The 18,198-nt window shown below is 63.6% G+C and carries 15 protein-coding genes and 1 pseudogene; 6 read left to right on the top strand and 10 right to left on the bottom strand.

Features of this window, described 5'->3' with window-relative positions; all coding sequences use genetic code 11:
* Nucleotides 1-5 precede the first annotated feature (5 nt).
* From ACIGJB_RS25415 to ACIGJB_RS25395, 5 genes are all read left to right on the top strand, one after another.
* Nucleotides 6-1,208 carry an acetyl-CoA C-acyltransferase gene (locus ACIGJB_RS25415; protein WP_483732743.1) on the top strand — a complete coding sequence of 401 codons (1,203 nt, stop codon included), beginning with the start codon at nucleotides 6-8 and terminating at the stop codon, nucleotides 1,206-1,208.
* Between the two features lie 238 nt (nucleotides 1,209-1,446).
* The gene (locus tag ACIGJB_RS25410; protein ID WP_483732742.1) at nucleotides 1,447-2,409 is read left to right on the top strand and encodes a WD40/YVTN/BNR-like repeat-containing protein; all 963 of its coding nucleotides are present in this window, start codon (nucleotides 1,447-1,449) and stop codon (nucleotides 2,407-2,409) included.
* 38 nt (nucleotides 2,410-2,447) lie between these two features.
* Nucleotides 2,448-4,901: an efflux RND transporter permease subunit gene (locus ACIGJB_RS25405; protein ID WP_483732741.1), complete on the top strand. Its 2,454-nt coding sequence runs from the start codon at nucleotides 2,448-2,450 to the stop codon at nucleotides 4,899-4,901.
* A gap of 28 nt (nucleotides 4,902-4,929) precedes the next feature.
* Nucleotides 4,930-6,171, top strand: coding sequence for an NADH:flavin oxidoreductase (locus tag ACIGJB_RS25400; protein WP_483734658.1), 1,242 nt, complete (start codon nucleotides 4,930-4,932; stop codon nucleotides 6,169-6,171).
* Nucleotides 6,172-6,242: 71 nt separating this feature from the next.
* The gene (locus ACIGJB_RS25395; RefSeq protein WP_483732740.1) at nucleotides 6,243-7,346 is read left to right on the top strand and encodes a 3-ketosteroid-9-alpha-monooxygenase, oxygenase component; all 1,104 of its coding nucleotides are present in this window, start codon (nucleotides 6,243-6,245) and stop codon (nucleotides 7,344-7,346) included.
* Between the two features lie 96 nt (nucleotides 7,347-7,442).
* Here the strand turns inward: ACIGJB_RS25395 and ACIGJB_RS25390 are convergent.
* From ACIGJB_RS25390 to ACIGJB_RS25345, 10 genes and pseudogenes are all read right to left on the bottom strand, one after another.
* Nucleotides 7,443-7,601, bottom strand: a pseudogene (locus ACIGJB_RS25390) (3-keto-5-aminohexanoate cleavage protein); the annotation flags it as partial.
* Nucleotides 7,602-8,091: 490 nt separating this feature from the next.
* Entirely contained in the window at nucleotides 8,092-9,471 is a 1,380-nt protein-coding gene (locus ACIGJB_RS25385) for a DUF1329 domain-containing protein (RefSeq protein WP_483732739.1), read from the bottom strand.
* 236 nt (nucleotides 9,472-9,707) lie between these two features.
* Nucleotides 9,708-10,091: a hypothetical protein gene (locus tag ACIGJB_RS25380; protein ID WP_483732738.1), complete on the bottom strand. Its 384-nt coding sequence runs from the start codon at nucleotides 10,089-10,091 to the stop codon at nucleotides 9,708-9,710.
* A gap of 152 nt (nucleotides 10,092-10,243) precedes the next feature.
* Nucleotides 10,244-10,651, bottom strand: a complete 408-nt coding sequence (locus tag ACIGJB_RS25375) for an Hsp20/alpha crystallin family protein (RefSeq protein WP_483732737.1) — start codon at nucleotides 10,649-10,651, stop codon at nucleotides 10,244-10,246.
* Between the two features lie 16 nt (nucleotides 10,652-10,667).
* Entirely contained in the window at nucleotides 10,668-11,108 is a 441-nt protein-coding gene (locus tag ACIGJB_RS25370; RefSeq protein WP_483732736.1) for an Hsp20/alpha crystallin family protein, read from the bottom strand.
* 224 nt (nucleotides 11,109-11,332) lie between these two features.
* Nucleotides 11,333-12,388, bottom strand: coding sequence for a YncE family protein (locus ACIGJB_RS25365; protein WP_483732735.1), 1,056 nt, complete (start codon nucleotides 12,386-12,388; stop codon nucleotides 11,333-11,335).
* A gap of 18 nt (nucleotides 12,389-12,406) precedes the next feature.
* Complete coding sequence (locus ACIGJB_RS25360; RefSeq protein WP_483732734.1) at nucleotides 12,407-13,330, bottom strand: DUF1259 domain-containing protein; 924 nt, start codon at nucleotides 13,328-13,330, stop codon at nucleotides 12,407-12,409.
* A 58-nt stretch (nucleotides 13,331-13,388) separates the two neighbouring features.
* Nucleotides 13,389-14,558 carry an MFS transporter gene (locus tag ACIGJB_RS25355; protein WP_483734657.1) on the bottom strand — a complete coding sequence of 390 codons (1,170 nt, stop codon included), beginning with the start codon at nucleotides 14,556-14,558 and terminating at the stop codon, nucleotides 13,389-13,391.
* A gap of 90 nt (nucleotides 14,559-14,648) precedes the next feature.
* On the bottom strand, nucleotides 14,649-15,854 hold the full coding sequence (locus ACIGJB_RS25350; RefSeq protein ID WP_483732733.1) for a chromate transporter: 1,206 nt from the start codon (nucleotides 15,852-15,854) through the stop codon (nucleotides 14,649-14,651).
* A 47-nt stretch (nucleotides 15,855-15,901) separates the two neighbouring features.
* Nucleotides 15,902-16,876, bottom strand: a complete 975-nt coding sequence (locus ACIGJB_RS25345; RefSeq protein ID WP_483732732.1) for a chromate resistance protein ChrB domain-containing protein — start codon at nucleotides 16,874-16,876, stop codon at nucleotides 15,902-15,904.
* Between the two features lie 259 nt (nucleotides 16,877-17,135).
* On the opposite strand from ACIGJB_RS25345, the gene ACIGJB_RS25340 reads away from it, so the two are divergent.
* Nucleotides 17,136-18,191 carry a DMT family transporter gene (locus ACIGJB_RS25340; protein ID WP_483732731.1) on the top strand — a complete coding sequence of 352 codons (1,056 nt, stop codon included), beginning with the start codon at nucleotides 17,136-17,138 and terminating at the stop codon, nucleotides 18,189-18,191.
* Nucleotides 18,192-18,198 lie beyond the last annotated feature (7 nt).

Raw genomic sequence — 18,198 nt, 5'->3', positions numbered from 1 at the left:
CGAACATGAATGAAGCAGTCATTGTCGCCGTCGCGCGCACCCCCATCGGCAAGGCCTTCCGCGGCGCCTTCAACGATACCGAAACGCCGGTGCTCGGCGGACACGTGGTGCGTGCGGTGGTCGAGCGCGCAGGCGTGGATCCCGCCGAGGTCGACGACGTATTGATCGGCGCCGCCGCGCAGCAGGGCACGCAGGGCTACAACCTTGGCCGTTTGTGTGCGGTGGCTGCCGGGCTGCCCGACAGCGTGCCGGGCATGACCATGGACCGCATGTGCGGATCGGGCCTGATGACGATCGCAGCGGGTGCCCGCGCGATCCAGTGTGGCGAAGCCGACATCATCGTTGCGGGCGGCGCGGAGTCGATCTCGCTGACGCAGAACAAGCACAAGAACAGCTTCCGTGCGCAGTCCGAAGCGGTGCTGGCGCGGCAGCCGGCCGCCTACATGGCGATGATCGAGACCGCCGAGGTGGTGGCGTGCCGCTATGGCATCAGCCGTGCCGAGCAGGACGCCTACGCCTGGCGCAGCCAGCAGCGCACCGCCGACGCGCAACGGCGCGGCGCGTTTGACGACGAGATCGTGCCGCTGGAAACGCGCCGCGCGTTGTTCGACAAGGCCGGCGTACTGACGGGCCACGAGAGCGTGACGCTCGCGCAGGACGAATGCAACCGGCCCGATACCACGGCGGCCAGCCTCGCGGCGCTCAAGCCGGTCTGGAGCGGCGGCAAGGCGGTGGCCGAAGGGGAGCACATCACCGCGGGCAATGCCTCGCAGTTGTCCGACGGCGCCGCCGCCGTGCTGCTGATGAGTGCAGGCGAAGCGCGCCGCCGCGGCCTGCGCCCGCTGGGCCGCTATCGCGGCATGGCGGTGGCGGGCTGTGCCCCGGACGAAATGGGCATCGGCCCCGTGTTCGCGGTGCCGAAGCTGCTGGCGCGCTATGGCATGACGGTGGCGGACGTGGGGCTGTGGGAGTTGAACGAAGCGTTCGCCTCGCAGGTGCTGTACTGCCAGCAGAAGCTGGGCATCCCTGATGCGCGGCTGAACGTGAACGGCGGCGCGATTTCGGTCGGCCATCCGTTCGGCATGTCGGGCGCGCGCATGACGGCGCATGCGCTGATCGAAGGTCGGCGCCGCGGCGTGCGGCAGGCGGTGGTGACGATGTGCATTGGTGGCGGCATGGGGGCGGCAGCGCTGTTCGACGTGCTGTAGTCCCAGACAGGGGGGCCACTCCCAGTTCAGCGATTTCGAAGGAGGTGGTCCCCACGCGCTTGGGCTTGTGCCCGCAGGAAAACGCGTTTTTTGGTTACTTTTTGTCGCTCGGACAAAAAGTGACTCGCCGGCTACGCCGGCGAAACAGCGGCGCTTGCCAGGCAGCCAAGCTCACAACCTCGCAGGAACCTGGCACGCCACGAGGCCGCCTGCCACCACTCCACACGGAGGAGACATCATGAAACGACTGATCGGCATCGCCATGTCGGTGGCCGTGCTTGCCACTGCGGTATGGGCCTTCGCCCCGCGTCCGCTGCCGCCGTTCCCGGCCACCGCGCTGCGTCCCGATGGCCTGCAGATCAACGGCATCGCCCGCGCCGGAGAGCGTCTGGTCGCAGTGGGCGAGCGCGGCAAGATCCTGTTCAGCGATGACCTGGGCCGCAACTGGCGCCAGGCAACTGTGGACAAGCCGCAAGGCGCCACGCTGACGCAAGTGTCCTTTGCCGACCGCCGCCAGGGTATTGCGGTCGGCCACAGCGGCCTGATCTTGCGCACGGAAGACGGTGGCGCGCACTGGCAGCAGGTTGCCTTCGATCAGCAATCCTCCGACCCGCTGCTAGGCGCCTTGGCCCAGGCCAACGGGCCGTGGTTCGCCGTGGGCAGCTTTGGCCGTTTCCTGGTCTCGCGCGATCAGGGCAGGCATTGGGAAGCCGCGCCCGACAAGGCCATGCAGGACCGCCACCTCAACGCCATCGCCGCCGACGCGCAGGGGCGCCTGATGCTGGTCGGCGAAGCCGGCCTGGTGCTGCGCTCGACCGATGGTGGCACCCACTGGGAGCCGCTCAAGACCCCGTATGAAGGCTCGCTGTACGGCGTGCTGCCGCTACGCGACGGTGCCTGGCTGGCCTACGGCATGCGCGGCAACGCACTGCGCAGCGAGGACTTCGGCACGACATGGCAGGCTGCGGAAACCGGCCTCAGGACTTCATTCTTCGGCGGCGCCGAGCTCCCGGATGGCCGCATCGTGCTGGCCGGCCAGGGCGGCATGCTGGTGATGTCCGCCGACGGCGGCCGCCACTTCGCTGCGCTGCCGGCCGGCAGTCCGCAGTCACTAGCCGCGCTGATCCCGACCGGCAAGGACACGCTGGCACTCGGTGGCAACGGCGGCCTGGCCGGCACCACGCTCGCAGCCACCCGCTGATCCCCGCCGAACCCGCACGAACGAACGCGAGAACCACCATGACCCGCCCCCATTCCCCCGGCCGCCTGGGCCGCTTCGTCGATGCCTGCGCCAGCGTGCTGATGCGCCGGCGCCGCCTGCTGTTGCTGCTATGCCTGGCCGTGACCATGGCGCTGGGCTTCTCCGCCACGCGCCTGCGGCTCGATCCCGGCTTCAACAAGATGATCCCGCTGCAGCATCCGTACATGCAGGTGTTCACCAAGTACGCAAGCACCTTCTCAGGTGCCAATACCGTGCTGGTGAGCCTGCGCTGGAAGGGCGACGGCGATATCTACAACGCCGCCTTCATGGACAAGCTGCGCCACGCCACCGATGAAGTGTTCTTCATCCCCGGCGTGGACCGTTCGCGCGTGTTCTCGCTGTTCACGCCCAATGTGCGCTACACCGAAGTGACCGAAGCCGGTTTCCGTGGCGATGTGGTGGTGCCCGGACGCTTCTCCGGCGCGCCGGACGAACTCGACAAGGTGCGGCGCAACGTGGCGCGATCGGGCCAGATCGGCCGGCTGGTCAGCAATGACCTGAAGTCCGCGCTGATCCGCGCGGAGCTGCGCGAGACCGATCCCGCCACCGGCAAGACCATCGACTACAGCTCGGTGGCGCACCAGCTGGAGAAGATCCGCGCGCAGTTCAGCGGCACCGATGTCGAAGTCAATGTGGTCGGCTTCGCCAAGCTGGTGGGCGATGTGGAAGAGGGCATCGCAGGCGTGATGGGCTTCTTTGCCCTGGCCTTCGCCGTCACGGCGCTGCTGCTGTGGCTGTACACGCGGTCGCTGCGCATCACCGTGCTTTCGCTGGTGGTGGCGCTGCTGCCCGTGTGCTGGCTGCTGGGCCTCCTGCCGCTGCTGGGCTACGGCATCGATCCGATGTCGATCCTGGTGCCGTTCCTGATCTTCTCGATCGGGGTCTCGCACGCGGTGCAGATGACCAATGCCTGGAAGCAGGAGGTGGTGCAGGGGCACGGCGCGCTGGACAGCGCCAGCGCAGCCTTTCGCAATCTGTTCATCCCTGGCACGGTGGCGTTGCTGACCAATGCGCTGGGCTTCATGGTCATCATGCGCATCGAGATCGATATCGTGCGCGAGCTTGGCATTACCGCCTGCCTGGGCGTGCTGCTGATGATCGTGACCAACAAGGTGTTCTTGCCGATCCTGCTGTCGTACACAACGCTGGAGCCGTCGGCGCTCGCCCGCGCACAGGCGCGGCGTGCGCGGGAGACAGGTCAGGGGAGTGGCGGAGTGTGGCAGAAGTTCGGCGCGCTGGCCCGCCCCGTACCTGCCTTCTGCGTGTTCCTGGCCGCGCTGGCGCTGCTGGCGGGCGGGGCCATCGCGTCGCGCGGCCTCAAGATCGGCGATGTGGGCACCGGTGCGCCGGAGCTGCGCGCCGATTCGCGCTATAACCGCGACAGCGCCAGCATCGTGAGCCAGTACAACATCGGCTCGGATGCGCTGACCGTGGTGGTGGAGCCGACCGGCTTCGACGATGGCTGCCTGCACTACCCGGTGATGAGCGCGGTGGAGCGCTTCGAAATGCATATGCGCGGCGTCTCCGGCGTGCAGTCGGTGGTCAGCGTGTCGTCGCTGGCCAAGGTGGTGATCGGCGCCTACAACGAAGGCAACCCGCGCTGGGAGGCGCTGCCGCGCAGCAGCGAAGGCCTGGGCCAGGGCGCCAAGGCCTATGACCCGGACAATGGCATGAACACGTCCAACTGCCAGGCCATCCAGGTGCTGATCTACACCGCGAACCATGAGGGCGCGACCATCGCCCACATCATCCGCGAGATCCGCCGCTTCAACGCCACCGACAAGACGCCCAACGTGGCGTTCCGCCTGGCCGGCGGCAATATCGGCGTGATGGCGGCCACCAATGAGGCCGTGGAAGAGGCCGAGGTGGCGATGCTGCTGGCGATCTTCGGCGCGATCACGCTGCTGTGCCTGCTGACATTCCGCTCGTGGCGCGCGGTGCTGTGCATCATCGTGCCGCTGACGCTGGTGTCGGTGCTGTGCAATGCGCTGATGGCGCGGCTCGGCATTGGCCTGAAGGTGTCGACGCTGCCGGTCATCACGCTGGGCGTGGGCGTGGGCGTCGACTACGGCATCTACCTGTACGAGCGCATCCAGCACCAGATCCGCGAAGAAGGGCAGGCACTGCCGCAGGCGTTTGCCGAAGCCATGCGCCAGCGCGGATCGGCGGCGCTGTTCACGGCGCTGACGATGTGCATCGGCGTGGGCACGTGGGCCTTTGCTGCGCTCAAGTTCCAGGCCGACATGGGCCTCCTGCTGGCCTTCATGTTCCTGGTGAACCTGTTCGGCGCGGTATCGCTGCTGCCGGCGCTGGCGGCATGGCTGGGGGTGGAGGGCGAGGAGCGCGCACGCGCGGCGGCGCGCACCGCTGCTGCAGCGGCAAGCGGCCAGGCCGTACCGCCGGCCCACGCGCTGAAGTCGGACGCGACCTGATCCTCGCAGGGAACACCGGAGAGACATGATGCGCGATACCCCGGCATCCGCGGCGGCGGCCTTCACGCCGCTGCGCATCGGCCCGCTCACGCTGCGCAACCGCTTTATCAAGGCCGGCGCGAACGAGGGCATGACCCCACATGGCCTGCCCACGCAGGCGCTCGTCAGGCATCACCGCGATCTTGCCGCGGGCGGCGTGGGCATGACCACGGTGGCTTACGCGGCCGTGGCCGACGACGGCCTGACCTTTGCGCACCAGCTCAGCCTGCGCGCGGAACAGGTGCCGCACCTGCGCGTGCTGACCGACGCGGTGCATCGCGAAGGCGCGGCGGCCTGCCTGCAGATCACCCACGCTGGCTCGTTCACCACCATGCGGCACGGCGGCAGCCGCGCGCCGGGCAGCGCATCGTCCGGTCTCAATGCCTTCGGCATGATGCATGGCGTGTATTTCCAGCGCGCCATGCGCGCGTCCGATATGGCGCGCGTTGCCTGCCAGTTCGCCGCGGCGGCGCGGCTCGCGCGCGAGGCTGGTTTCGATGCGGTCGAAATCCACATGGGGCACGGCTACCTGCTCAACCAGTTCCTGTCGCCGCTGAGCAACCGGCGGCGCGATGCCTTTGGCGGCAGCGTGGAGAACCGGACCCGCTTCCCTGCGGCGGTGCTGCGGCAGGTGAAGGATGCTGTCGGTGCCAGCATGGCGGTGTGCTGCAAGCTCAGCGTCAGCGACGGCGTACCGGGCGGCAACCAGCCGGTGGACTCCGCTGCGACCGCGCGCATGCTTGAAGCAGAAGGCGCAGACCTGTTGACGCTAAGTGGCGGTCGCAACGTGGAAAGCCCATGGGCGCTGTTCGGCAGCCCGATGCCGACCGCGCAGATGAAGGCCGCCGCGCCGACCGCGCTGGCGCGCTTTGGCATCACTATGCTGGAGAAGCGCACGCCGCACGATCTGGCTTTCCGCGAGTTGTACTTCCTTGAAGCCTCGCGCGTAGTGCGGCAGGCCGTGCGCATGCCGCTGGCTTATGTCGGCGGAGTGAAGTCGATCGGCAACGTGGCGCAACTGATGGAAGAGGGCTTCGACGGCATCGCGCTGGCCCGTGCTCTGATCCATGATCCGGCGCTGGTCGCCCGCTGGCACAGCGGCGCCGTGCAGCGCTCGGCGTGCGACAGCTGCAATGGCTGCGTGGCGCGCATCTACGATCCCGCCGGGGTGAGCTGCGTGCATGGCCCGGGCAACGATCCGGCGCTGACGCGCGTTGTCGCACTGCAGTAGTCCGATGGGACGATGAGCCGCATGCCGGACGCTCTTATCTTGAAGTTCCCACGGGATATCAAGGAGACACCATGAGCACGAACGGCACTAGCGGGACTAGCCGCATCAGCGGCTACAAGATCGAATCACGACCGCCGGAGGATCGCTTCGCGCGCGGCTGGCACTGCCTGGGCCTGGCCGATGCCTACCGCGATGGCAAGCCGCATACGCTGGACATCTTCGGCCGCCGCCTGGCCGCGTTCGCCGATTCGACCGGCGCCATTCGCGTGATCGACGGCCACTGCCCGCACATGGGTGCGGACCTGAGCACCGGCACTGTACAAGGCGACAACCTGGTGTGCCCGTTCCATGGCTGGCAGTGGGGCGGCGACGGCGGGTGCAAATCCATCCCCTATTGCAAGCGTGTGCCGCCCAAGGCCCGTGTCGGTGCCTGGGAGACCTGCGAGCAGAACCAGTTTCTGTTCATCTGGCACGATCCGGAGGGCCGCCCGGCGCCGCCGGAAGTGGCCATCCCGCGCATCGACGCTTGCTATTCGCCGGAGTGGTCGGACTGGGCCATCGACGAGATGCTGATCCGCACCAACTGCCGCGAGCTGGTCGACAACATTTCCGACATGGCGCATTTCGGCGTGGTGCATGGCGCGCCGGTGGACTACTTCGCCAACTTGTTCGAGAACCACAAGGCGACGCAGCTGATGATCGGGCGCAGCGCGCGCCTGTCCGGCGATGCGCGGCTGACGGCGCTGTCCACCTACTTCGGGCCGGCGTACCACATCACCGAGATGACCGGGCAGATGGGCGATCAGCAGATTCATTCGATCCTGCTCAACTGCCACGTGCCGATCGACCAGAACAGCTTCGTGCTGCGCTATGGCGTGCTGGTGAAGAAGATTCCGGGGCTGTCGGAAGAGCAGAACCGCGCCATGGCGCAAGCCTATGTGGAGCAGGCGCGCGGTGCGTTCTATGAGGACGTGGCGATCTGGGACAGCAAGATCCGCATTGACAACCCGCTGCTGTGCGAAGGCGACGGGCCGATCTACCAGATGCGCGACTGGTACCAGCAGTTCTACACCGACGTGGAACACGTGCGGCCGTCCAGCGTGGCGCGGCGCGTAGTCGAGATGAACCTGGCCAACATCGAGCCGCCGGTGCTGCGGCACGTGTTCGAGGGCTGAGCGGAAAGACTTCTGTCGTGACCGGCGCGGACTTCGAGATCTCGATGGGTCCGCGCTAGCCCAGGTTGTGTCGTAGCGAGTGGTGCGCAGATGCTGTCAGTTCAGGTTCAGCATCTCGCGAGCCTGCGCTGCGGTCGACAGGCCGGCCATATTCCTCAAAGATCGGCAACCTTGCGCACAGTGCGGCATTGGAAGGCGCGAGGGTTTCTTGTCAAGCCGCACATTGTCCTCGAGCCCGGTGCAGCAATGCCCGCCGGCGGCCCATTTCTTTGGTGCCTCCTGAGTGCCCCATCATTTCCTGCGGGACGCACTAGTCGAATGGGTAGCGGCGTCCTGTCGTCCGTTCGGTCTTTCACTGAGCCGCGCGCAGCGCAGCCGAAGGCGATAATGCGATATCGGGGACAGTGTCGGGCCACGGACAGTTTCGGGGCTGGTTCAATCATTGTGGGAGAGCCTGCAGGCGGACGCGCTCCACGCGGCAGGCAGCCGGGCAGACTCTGAAGCTCATACCCGTACGAAATTCTTCGCACACTACGATCAAAATTCGCCCGTTAGGGCAAGTAAACGCGTTCTTTGGTTACTTTCTGTCGCTCGGACAGAAAGTGACTCGCAGGCTACGCCTGCGAAACAGCCGCGCCTGCCAAGAACGATCCCATCACCGTCCCAAGCAATCCGTGGATAAAAAAATGCCCTTGCCATGACGACAAGGGCATCCGTAATCAAATTCCCAGTGCACTGCGATAAATCAGGTCCCCGATCCGCGCGCCGCGTCCGGCGAGAACAGCGCCTCGCTGAATTCCGGATTGCTGTTGAGTTTCGCCATCGGCCCCTCATTGGTCAGCCGGTCAGCTAGGTACGCCCCTGAGATAAGGTCGTGATAAAACACCGTAGCCGCAGAGAACCGGCGCGCATCATACGCATAGACCAGCGCCTGGAGGTTGGTACGCCACAGCTGCCCGCGCCCATCGTAGTTATCGGCCGCCACCGACTGCCAGGTATCCTCGTCGAGATACAGCACCCGTTTCGCGTACTGATGTCGGAACCCCGGCTTCAGCGTAGCCTCCAGAATCCACACCCGATGCAGCTCGTAGCGCATGACGTCCGGGTTGGCGTGTCCATTCGTCAGCAGGTCCTTGTACTTCACCGAAGCGCTCATCAGCTTGTAGGTGTGGTACGGGACATAGATCTCCTTCTTGCCGACGATCTTCCAGTTGTAGCGCTCGCCCGAGCCGTTGAACAGCCGGTCATCATCCACCGTGCGGAAGCCGCCGGGCCCCTGGGGCTGATCAAAACCATACTCCGGCGCCTGGCGTACGCGGCGCGTGCCAGGGTTGTAGATCCACGTCCGGTTGGTGTCCGAACCTTCCTGGTCCCAGACGGCATACCCGACGATTACCTGGCCGCGGTCACGCAAGGGCAGGTCGGTTGCCGTGCGGAAGAAGGTGCGTTCGTTGAGGGGATTCTTCGGGTCGAACTTGCCGTTGTTGCGCGGTGAAAAAATGCTGTACGAGACCCGGCCCCATGCGATCGATCCGTTCGGATAGACCACGGCCTGGTCGTACTGGGCCTTCTCGGTCCCGATGGCCGCTGAGAATCGCTGGTTCCACAGCAGTTCCATGGCCGTCTTCGGAATCGGGTACGGCACCTGCGGTCCCGCATCCTTCAGGCCATTCGCATCGGGCGTCATGCTGACGGTAGTAGCGTAGGTGCGGATGTCCTTGTACGCGGCGTCCTCGTAGCGGAAGTCGCGATGGCTCGGGTACACCGGCATCCTGAAGGTCTCGGGGTACTTCTTGAACAGCGCCTTCTCGCCTTCGCTCAGGCGCTCGGCATACTGCGCCATGTTTTGCGCGGTGATGACGAACAGCGGCTTCTCGTCGGCATACGGGTCGGGATAGCGGTCGCCACGCTGGTATTTGACGTGAGGCGGAGTGCCCTGCCACTTGCCCGACCAGGCCGGGATGTCGCCGTCCTTGCTGCCGGCACGCTCCGCGCCCATGGGGGTAAGGGTGCTGTCAAGCTGCTTGAGTTCTTCCGGGGTGGCCGCTGCCCACGATGCCGCGGCCAGTGCCATGCTGGTGACCAGCACGCTGCCGCGCAACAGGCGTTTTGTTGGGGATGTCATTGAAGTCTCGCTCCTTGTAAGGGATTGCCCGGCGGCGCCCGCGCCGGTACGGAAGCCGTCGGCTTTTTTCCCGATGGCGGCCGCAGGACCGATTTGATCGGCTCTACGGCGCATTGTCGGGGGACCAGGCACGCGGGGCGTGTGTCGGTGAGGACAGGGTAGAGAGCGAGGGCTGATGGTGAATCGTTGGAATGGACTAGAGGGTTTCCCTAGCCTATCAGTCGCTTGAAATTGCTTCACTGAATTTGCGGAACGATTCCGATCTTCTCGGCCAGCATCCGTTCGTACACGCCAAAGTGGAGATCCACTTCGGTCTGGCTGACCACCGTGACGTCCAGGCTGATCTGGTCCGCTTTTAGCCCGAGCACGGTGGCGAGCGCCACTTCCAGATGTGGCGCCGCAGCCGTGTCTTTGGGAAACGTCGTGCCAATATTGATGGAATAGGAATTTGAACGGTCAGCGACGACCTCCAGCAGTCGCGCTGCAGCACTCATATTGTGCTCGATGGCAATGCGCGAGAGTTCTGCGATGGTCCGCATCTTTTCAGTCGGGAAACCACGCACGCAGCGCAGCCGAACGCGATGGGGACCTAACGTTGTCCAATCGGTATCGAACTCCATGATGACCTCTACGGTGTAGGTAGTGACTTACCGGATCTTTGTCTTTCTAACCGACGACGATGATCCGTCTGCCCTGGGAAGCGCGGCAACACGAGAGATGCCCGGCTCGACCAGGGCGCCCGGTGAGACGTCCTGGTCGATACCATGCCTGCTTACGTCACATTGATCGCAATGCGTCGCGGTCGCGCTTCCTCACGACGCGGGATGGTCAGCTTCAGCACCCCGTCTTGCAACTGCGCGCTGATTTGTGTGCCATCCAGATCCGGACTCAGTGAAAAGGAACGCGCGAAGTGAGGCTGGCTGATTTCCGCGTACTGCACGCGCAGTCCGGAAGGCATTGGCACGACCGCTTCGGCAGCGATATGGAGGTTGCTGTCGTGGACGCTTACCTCGAGCTTGTCACGACTCACTCCCGGCAGATCGGCCCACAAGGTCACGCCGTTTTTATCCTCGATGATGTCTACTGCGGGCACGAGGGTCACCGTCCGCGCAGCTTTGTCCTCTTTACGTTGAGCCAACGCACTGTCGTTGCGTTCGGCGACTTGGTTGGTATCGTTCATGGCAGTCTCCTTCCCACTATTGCACGGCGATGGCACGCGGCTTCGATGCCTCACGTTTGCCCACGCTTACGGAAAGACAACCATTGGCATAGCGCGCCTGTACCTTGTCGGGATCAGCGCCGTCGGGCAATTCAATCACCCTTCGGAACGCACCAACAAAACGTTCCTGAGCGTACCGTCGCGCATCCGGCGCGTCGTCGGACCAAACGGAGTGCCGCTCGCCGCTGATTGTCAGCAGCCCTCTGTCGATAGAGACCTCAAAGTCCTCCTGCTTGACGCCGGGTGCGAACGCGACGATCTCGATGGAGTCGTCCGTTGCCCCGATATTGATCGCAGGAAAGGCGCCGTAACGCCCGGCGCGGATGCTGGAGGGAAACCCCCCGAACAGCCCCGACATCTGCCTTTGCAAGCGATCGAGGTCACCGAAGAGGTCGGTTCCAAAGAATGCGTCAGTCATGGTCGTATCCTCCTATCGATGCCAGCGAGGAGGAAGGGGCATTACGCGCTCCCATTCACCTGCCCCATTGCTGGCAAACAAACAGAAACACGCAGCGCGAAGTCGCGACTGCCTGAGCGGAAATAAAAATAGCAAGAGAAAAAGGCGATTTCAAGAGATGCATAAGGCACCTTCATGCCCCGAGCCGAGGGCTCGAGACGACCCCCTGGCGCTTTGCGGGCACGCTAATAGCCTCGAGGTTTCATGACCCGCATCACGGAGTGACGACCACCACCCTTCAAAGGAAGGTAGATTTCATGCGAGGCAGGGTCGATCGCCAAACTGTGGGCATTCGTTCCTACAAAGCCCTCCCCGATTTTTGCCACACCCGTTTCCGTGACTTTGAATATCGACAGCACCCCGGACTCGCTTGCCACATACACCCGGCCCAGGGCTGCGTCGTAGCCCATAACGTCCGGCTGTCGGCCGACCCCGAAGTTAGCGACGATCCGCTTGCTCTTCATGTCGAGTACGAGCAAACGATCATTCCCTTCGCAGGCGATAAAGGCCAAACGCAACTTTGGAACGATCAGCAGCCCGTGGTTGCCTTTCGCGCCGGGCAAGGCGATGCGATCGATCACCTGGTCGGTGTGCGGATCGACTTCGACCAGAGACTGGCGTCCCTGGACGTTCACGAAGATGTGTCCAGAGGCCGGGTCGTACTGTGTATTGCCCACAGCGCCTCCCAATTCAATGGTGGCGATGCGCTGGTTGGTGCGGACGTCGATCACGGTTTCGGCATGGCCGGTTTCATCAGAGACGTAAAGCTTGCCAGCTTCGGGGGCGTAGGCAATACCGTCCGGATATACGCCGCCTGGTACACGGCCCACGATCTTCAGGGTGGACGCGTCGATCGCTACGATTTCGTCGGTTGCGGTCGCCGACGCATACACACGATTGAGCTCAGGAATGGCGAGGATGCCGTGCACATGGCCCACATCGCCAATCGATGCCAGTATGGCTTTGGTTCTGGTGTCCATGACGACGACTGCACTATCACCGAGGTGCGCAACAAAGAGACTTGACCTCGTCGGGTCCAGGCTAAGATAGTCCCAGCGCGTCGTGCCGCCGGGCAACGCAAAATCGCCTACATGTTGGAGCGGTAAATCTCGGGACGGCAGTGCAGTTGTAGCGGCAAGGCTGTGAGCCGGGGCGAGCAACACGATAAGCGCGAAGGCCCAACCGGAAAAAAGTCGGCATCTCCGCGTTGGCGTTTGGCATAGGATTCGCCTCGTGGCCATCCCTGGCTTCCCACATTGCTACCGAAGCATGGTGGCCTGCGCATCCAGGGCCTTCTTGACGCTTGCCGCCAGATCGGTGGCCTTCCCCTTGCCCCAGTAGTGCAGGAACATAGAGCGCGGTTGTTCATCAATCATGTGCTGATGGATCGCAACGATGTTGATGCCGCCCGATCGCATGGCCTTCAGCACCGGCTGAAGCTCATCCTCGCGCATCACAAAATCGCCGTCCACGACGGCCATATCGTCAGTTCCGGCGAATGCCGCCCAGGTGTTGACGCCCATTTCATTGCCGAAGGTCACCCCATGCATGGTCGCTTTCGCGCCGACCACAACCTTGAACATCCCGTTGCTGGCTTGTCCCTTTTTCCCGAGGATAGCTTCCAAGGGCGCAGGGCTGATCGCGTTGTTTTGCCCAATGGTGCCCGGGAACGTGGATGCCACCGAGGGACTCGCGGCCCGGATTTCTGCGACCTTGTCATACAGCTTCTTTACGCTGCCGGCGAGCTGCGCAGGGTCCCCCATGCCACTGATGTGCATGAAGTACACCCGTGGCTGGTCAAAGAAGAAGTGGTTATGGAGTGCCGTCACCTGCAGTCCGGCGTCAAGCGCCGCGCTCATGGCCGGGTTCACCTCGTCTTCAAAGAGGACCGTGTCTCCCATTAGCATGACCTGACGCCCATGTGCAGGCGTGAACGCTGCCCAGGAGGTCAGCCCCATGAAGGGCGGCATGGTCGCGCCATCCACCTTGACTGGAATATCCGTACGCGGCTTCGAAACCTTGAACACATTCTCGGCCTCGGAGAAGCTGCCTTTCAGGCCCGTGATTTGCTCGATCTGTGCGGTATCCATCGTCGCGCGTCGATCGGCAGGCGCTGCCACGGCGATCGAACATGCGCCAAAAATGCTGGAAAGGGCCACAACAATTTGTTTTGCCATTCGCATGATTCACTCCAGTGTCACTGTTGGACGAACGCCAGGTTGGCTCGACGCCGATATCCGCTCAATTGAGCGGCTTGACACGCCTGAAGGCGTGCAACATGGCAAGGTCGTAGCCAATCTTCAACACTCCACAGGCCAGCAATGGCGCCCCGATCCAGCCCATCGCCATCAAGCCTCCCGCAAGAACCGGGCCGACTGCGGCGGCGAGGCTTCTGGGAACCGCTGTCAAACTGGCGGCCACAGTGCGCTCGGCTGGCGTGACTACTGCCATGACGAATGCGGTCCGGGTCGGCACATCCATTTGCGACAACGCACTACGCATCAGCAACAGCGTCAAGGTCAGCATCAATGACGGCGCGAAGGCTGCGGCAATCAGGAAAGCACTGGAAGGGATGTGCGTGAACACCATGGTGTTCAACAAGCCGATCCTTCTTGCCAGCGGCACGGCAATGAGCTGAGAGGCTGTTGTCAGCAATCCCGCCCAGAAGAAGAACTGGCCCGCTGCGGCGGGAGACAGCCCGAAGCGTTGCATCAGCCAAAGTGACAGCAAGGCGTTGACGACCAGGCCGCCTGCGAACGCATCCACGCTGAACAACATTGCCAGGTGGATGACAATGCGACGCGACGGCCCCAAGGGAGTTGTCGCCGACGATGCCTGCGGACGCTGCTCGGGCAGTCTCGTATAAAGCGCCCAGAGTGCTACGCCGGTAGAGGCATAGGCGACGAACATCAGGCGCATGGCAGCCATCATCGACAGACCGGCATGCACGGATATCCACGCTGGCAGGGCCGCAGCCAAGGCGCCGATGGCAGCGGAGAAGGCGCCAACAAGGCTGTAGCGGGCAAACAGCGACGTACGCGCTTCCGGTGTCGCCGCCTCGGCCAGGCGAGCGTGTTCGAGCGGCAAGAACACGCTGACATCCCCGGAGCTCGGGTTCAGGGTACCGATGAAGGCTACGATCAACAGTGGCCAGAGGGAGGACAGACCGGCAAAGCCAACTCCGGTGATTGCCATAAGGACTGCCGCCAAGATCAGCAGGCGACGTAGCGGAAAGCGGCTCCCGATGACTCCGACCAGGATGGTTGCGAGCGCCGAGCCGATCAGCGTGGCGCTGCTGATCAGGCCGACCGAAAACTGACCAAAGCCGAGACCCAGCAGGTATGCGGGCAGAAGTACGGCGACGAAGCCGTCGCATACGCCGCGCAGCGCCCGTCCAACGAGCAGCGGCATCACGCTTGTATCGATGCCTGGCGGAAGCAGCAGACCGGTGAGCTTCGAGCGGGCGACCGAGACGGATGTCACCTGAGGATCTCCTTTGACTCAGTGATGCAGCAGCGGATAGGCCACCAGGCCGATCAAGGCCGCTCCTGCAACAATCATGGGCTCGGACAGCTTCTTGAACTTCAGCAGCAGGGCCACGGTCACCAGCGCGAGCAGCGCGGTCGGGATATCGACGATCGAACGTTTGGCGAGCACGATGACCGCGCCGGTAATGGCGCCGATGGCGGCAGCGGTAACGCCATCGACGAATGCCAGAATGGCGGGCAGCTTGCCGTACTTCTTGAAGTACGGCGCAGGCAGGACAGTGAAGAGGTAGCAGGGCAAAAATGTCGCGGCTGCCGCCACGCAAGCCCCAGGGAGTCCAGCCACCAGATACCCGATGAAGCCGACAGTGATAACGACCGGGCCGGGTGTGATCATGGCCACTGCCACGGCGTCCACAAACTGCTTGTCGTTCAGCCAGTGGTGTTCGGTGACGACACCGCCGTACAGGAAGGGCACGATGGCAAGTCCCGAACCGAAGACGAACGCGCCGGCCTTGGCGAAGAACACCCCAATCTGCGACAAGAGCGGCCAGTCCACCGTGCTCATCATGCCGCTTGCAGCCGGCAATGGTATTGCCGCCAGCGCATTGAGCTTGCCTTGATGCAGCCACCTGGGCGGTGCGCGCCAGAACCAGGCCAGAACACCTGCCGCCACGAACAGCCAGGCTACCTCCGATTCGGTAATGACTGTGACTGCCACGAGAACCAGGTAAATAAACCACAGCAGCTTGTCCTTGCCCACGCTCTTCCTGGTCAGCTTGTGGGCGCTGATCGCGATGATGCCGATCACTGCCGCGCCGACCCCGTAGAACACCGACTGCATCCAGGTCAGGCCGCCGAAGCGCACGTAGGCCCAGCCGAGCGCGAGCACCATCAGGAATGACGGCAGCACGAAAGCGATGCCAACGAGCGTGGCGCCCACAATCCGATAGTGGACATAGCCGAGGTAGATCGCCAACTGAGCGGCCAGCGGGCCGGGTGCCAATTGCGCGAGCGCGAGGCCTTCCTTGTAGTCGGCATCGGTGATCCACTGCCGCGCATCAACGAGGTCTCGGTGCATATAGCCGGCGAGCGCTACGGGACCGCCAAAGCCAAGGGTGCCAAGGCGCAAGAAGTACAGCACCAGTTGCCGCAAGGTGTATCCAGGGCGTTCGTGCGGGGAATGGACCGGGGAGGTATCAGAAGGCTGGGGCGAATTCATCTGGTGTGGTCTGAAGGGAATCCGAACGTGGCTGGATGGGTAGCGACCTAGCGCTTGCGCGGGCCTGAGAAATGGGCGTACAGCGAGTCGAGGACACGGCCAACTTCGTCCAGCAATGCATCGTCATCAGGAAAGCGCTCGCGCGCGCCAGCCAGCATCGCCTCGAAGCCACTCGCTTCCGCGACCGGCGTGCCGCCGATGTCCAGCACATGAATCATCTGGCCAAGGCGCGACAGGCCTTTGTCCTCGTCGAGCCCGAAGCTCGCCAGCAAGACTTCAAACGAAACGCGGTCGCCAATATGGGTGAAGGTGGCGCCGTCGAAGTCGAACCCCAGCAGGTCCTCCGGGCATTGGCGAATGTCCTCGAGCCAGACGAACGTGGCATGGGGATCGATAAAGCGCCGGATCAACCAGGCGCAGGCGACGCGGTCTACCCAGAGATGCCGCCGGGTCCCCCAGCGTCGGCCCTGATACTGGGTGGGGTCGCGCCGCGGGATACTGCCCGCCACGCCATGCGGCTCACCTGGAGACAGCAAGATGTCGATGGCCGCATTGAAATCGCGCCATTGCGCTTCGGCGCGGGCGGAAGACTCGTTGGGGAAAAAATCGATCTTGCGGATCGCGTCGAACCCCCGGCCGTGCCGGCGAGCCATGCGCAGCAGTTCCGCCTCGTCCGCGTGGCTCAACGCCGCTCGGGCGCCGGAAAGCTCTGCCATCCAGGCTGCGTATTCGGCAGTCCGGTCGAACAGTGCGCGATACGCGGCTTCTTGCTGTTCGTCGTCGGCTTGAACGGACAGTATCCAGACTTTGCCGTCCTCGCTGGCCGCGTCCTCGGCCAGCGCTTGTAGCTGGACTCGCTGGCCCGGCAGGTTCGGCAGCAAATAGGCCCCATCGCGCAACGACGCGCTGCCCAACGACTTGATGCCACGCCACAGCCGCATGCGCGGCGTGGCGGCCGAGGTCGGCAGGCTGACGACGAGTAGTAGCCACGCGGCTTCGGGAATGGATGAAAGAGCAGTCATGGGTTCAGCTTAGCCGGGCGTAACGGCTCCTTCAATGTTGTAGAGATCTTTACAAACGCCAGTGACTTGGAGGACGCATTACCGCTACCGCTTTGACTTTGCTCGTGCTACCGGCCATTTGTGGCATGGTGCTAAGGAGCCGGGTCGCTAAGGATCCGGAACGGCATGCGGTACTCGAGCTGTGAGGCTTGAAACCACCCTCACGTGCGTCTGATACAGCGCAGCAGCATAACCACCCGTCCATTGGCCAGATCCGAGAATGTCTATTCGTACTGCGTCTCCCGCATTACTGGCCGCCTTGCTGTTCGGGGCAAGCACACCGCTCGCGAAAGCGCTAACTGGGTCCGTAGCTCCGCTCCTGCTCGCAGGCCTGCTTTATCTTGGCAGTGGCCTTGGGCTGGCGCTGGTGCTTGCTGCTCGAAGGATCTGGACAGCGCCAGACCCGGGCATTCATCAGAGCGGTATTCCGCGGGGAGAAATACCGTGGTTGATCGGAGCAATCCTTGCGGGAGGTGTTGCAGGGCCCGCCTTGCTGATGACCGGACTCGTCTCAACCAATGCAGCCTCGGCATCGCTGCTCCTGAATGTCGAGGGCGTGTTCACGGCGGTTATCGCCTGGGTGGTGTTCAAGGAAAACGCCGATCGCCAGATCGTCCTCGGGATGGTCGCTATCGTGGCCGGTGGCTTACTGCTTTCGTGGCAGCCAGGTAGCGTGCAGATCTCGTCCGGGGCGTTGTTGATCGTTGGTGCTTGCCTATGCTGGGCTATTGATAACAACCTCACCCGCAAGGTGTCGAGCAACGATGCACTGCTCATTGCATGCCTGAAGGGCCTGGTTGCGGGGTTGTGCAATACGGGGCTTGCCCTCACGCATGGGGCGGTACTTCCACCGATCAGTACTTTGGCGGGAGCGCTGATTGTCGGATTCGCTGGATACGGTGTGAGTCTCGCCCTGTTCGTGGTTGGCTTGCGCGTGTTGGGAACCGCGCGAACCGGGGCGTACTTTTCCGTCGCCCCCTTGTTTGGAGTCCTGATTTCCTTCGTGATTTGGCCCGAAGCGCCAGGCTTGGCATTCTGGTTTGCTGCGGCTTTGATGGCCCTTGGCGTGTGGTTGCATCTGCGTGAGCGGCACGAGCATGAGCATACCCACGAACCACTGGCGCACAGCCACTCGCACCGGCACGACGAGCATCATCAGCATGAACACGATTTCCCGTGGGATGGTAAGGAACCCCATAGGCACTGGCACGAGCATAAGGTGATGGTCCACAAGCATCCGCACTATCCGGACGTGCATCATCGCCATACTCATTAGTGTGGTG

It is taken from the genome of Cupriavidus sp. C2SS-8b (assembly GCF_057073745.1).
The sequence above is the reverse complement of the archived record's forward strand: the minus strand, read 5'-3'. Positions and strand labels throughout refer to the sequence as shown.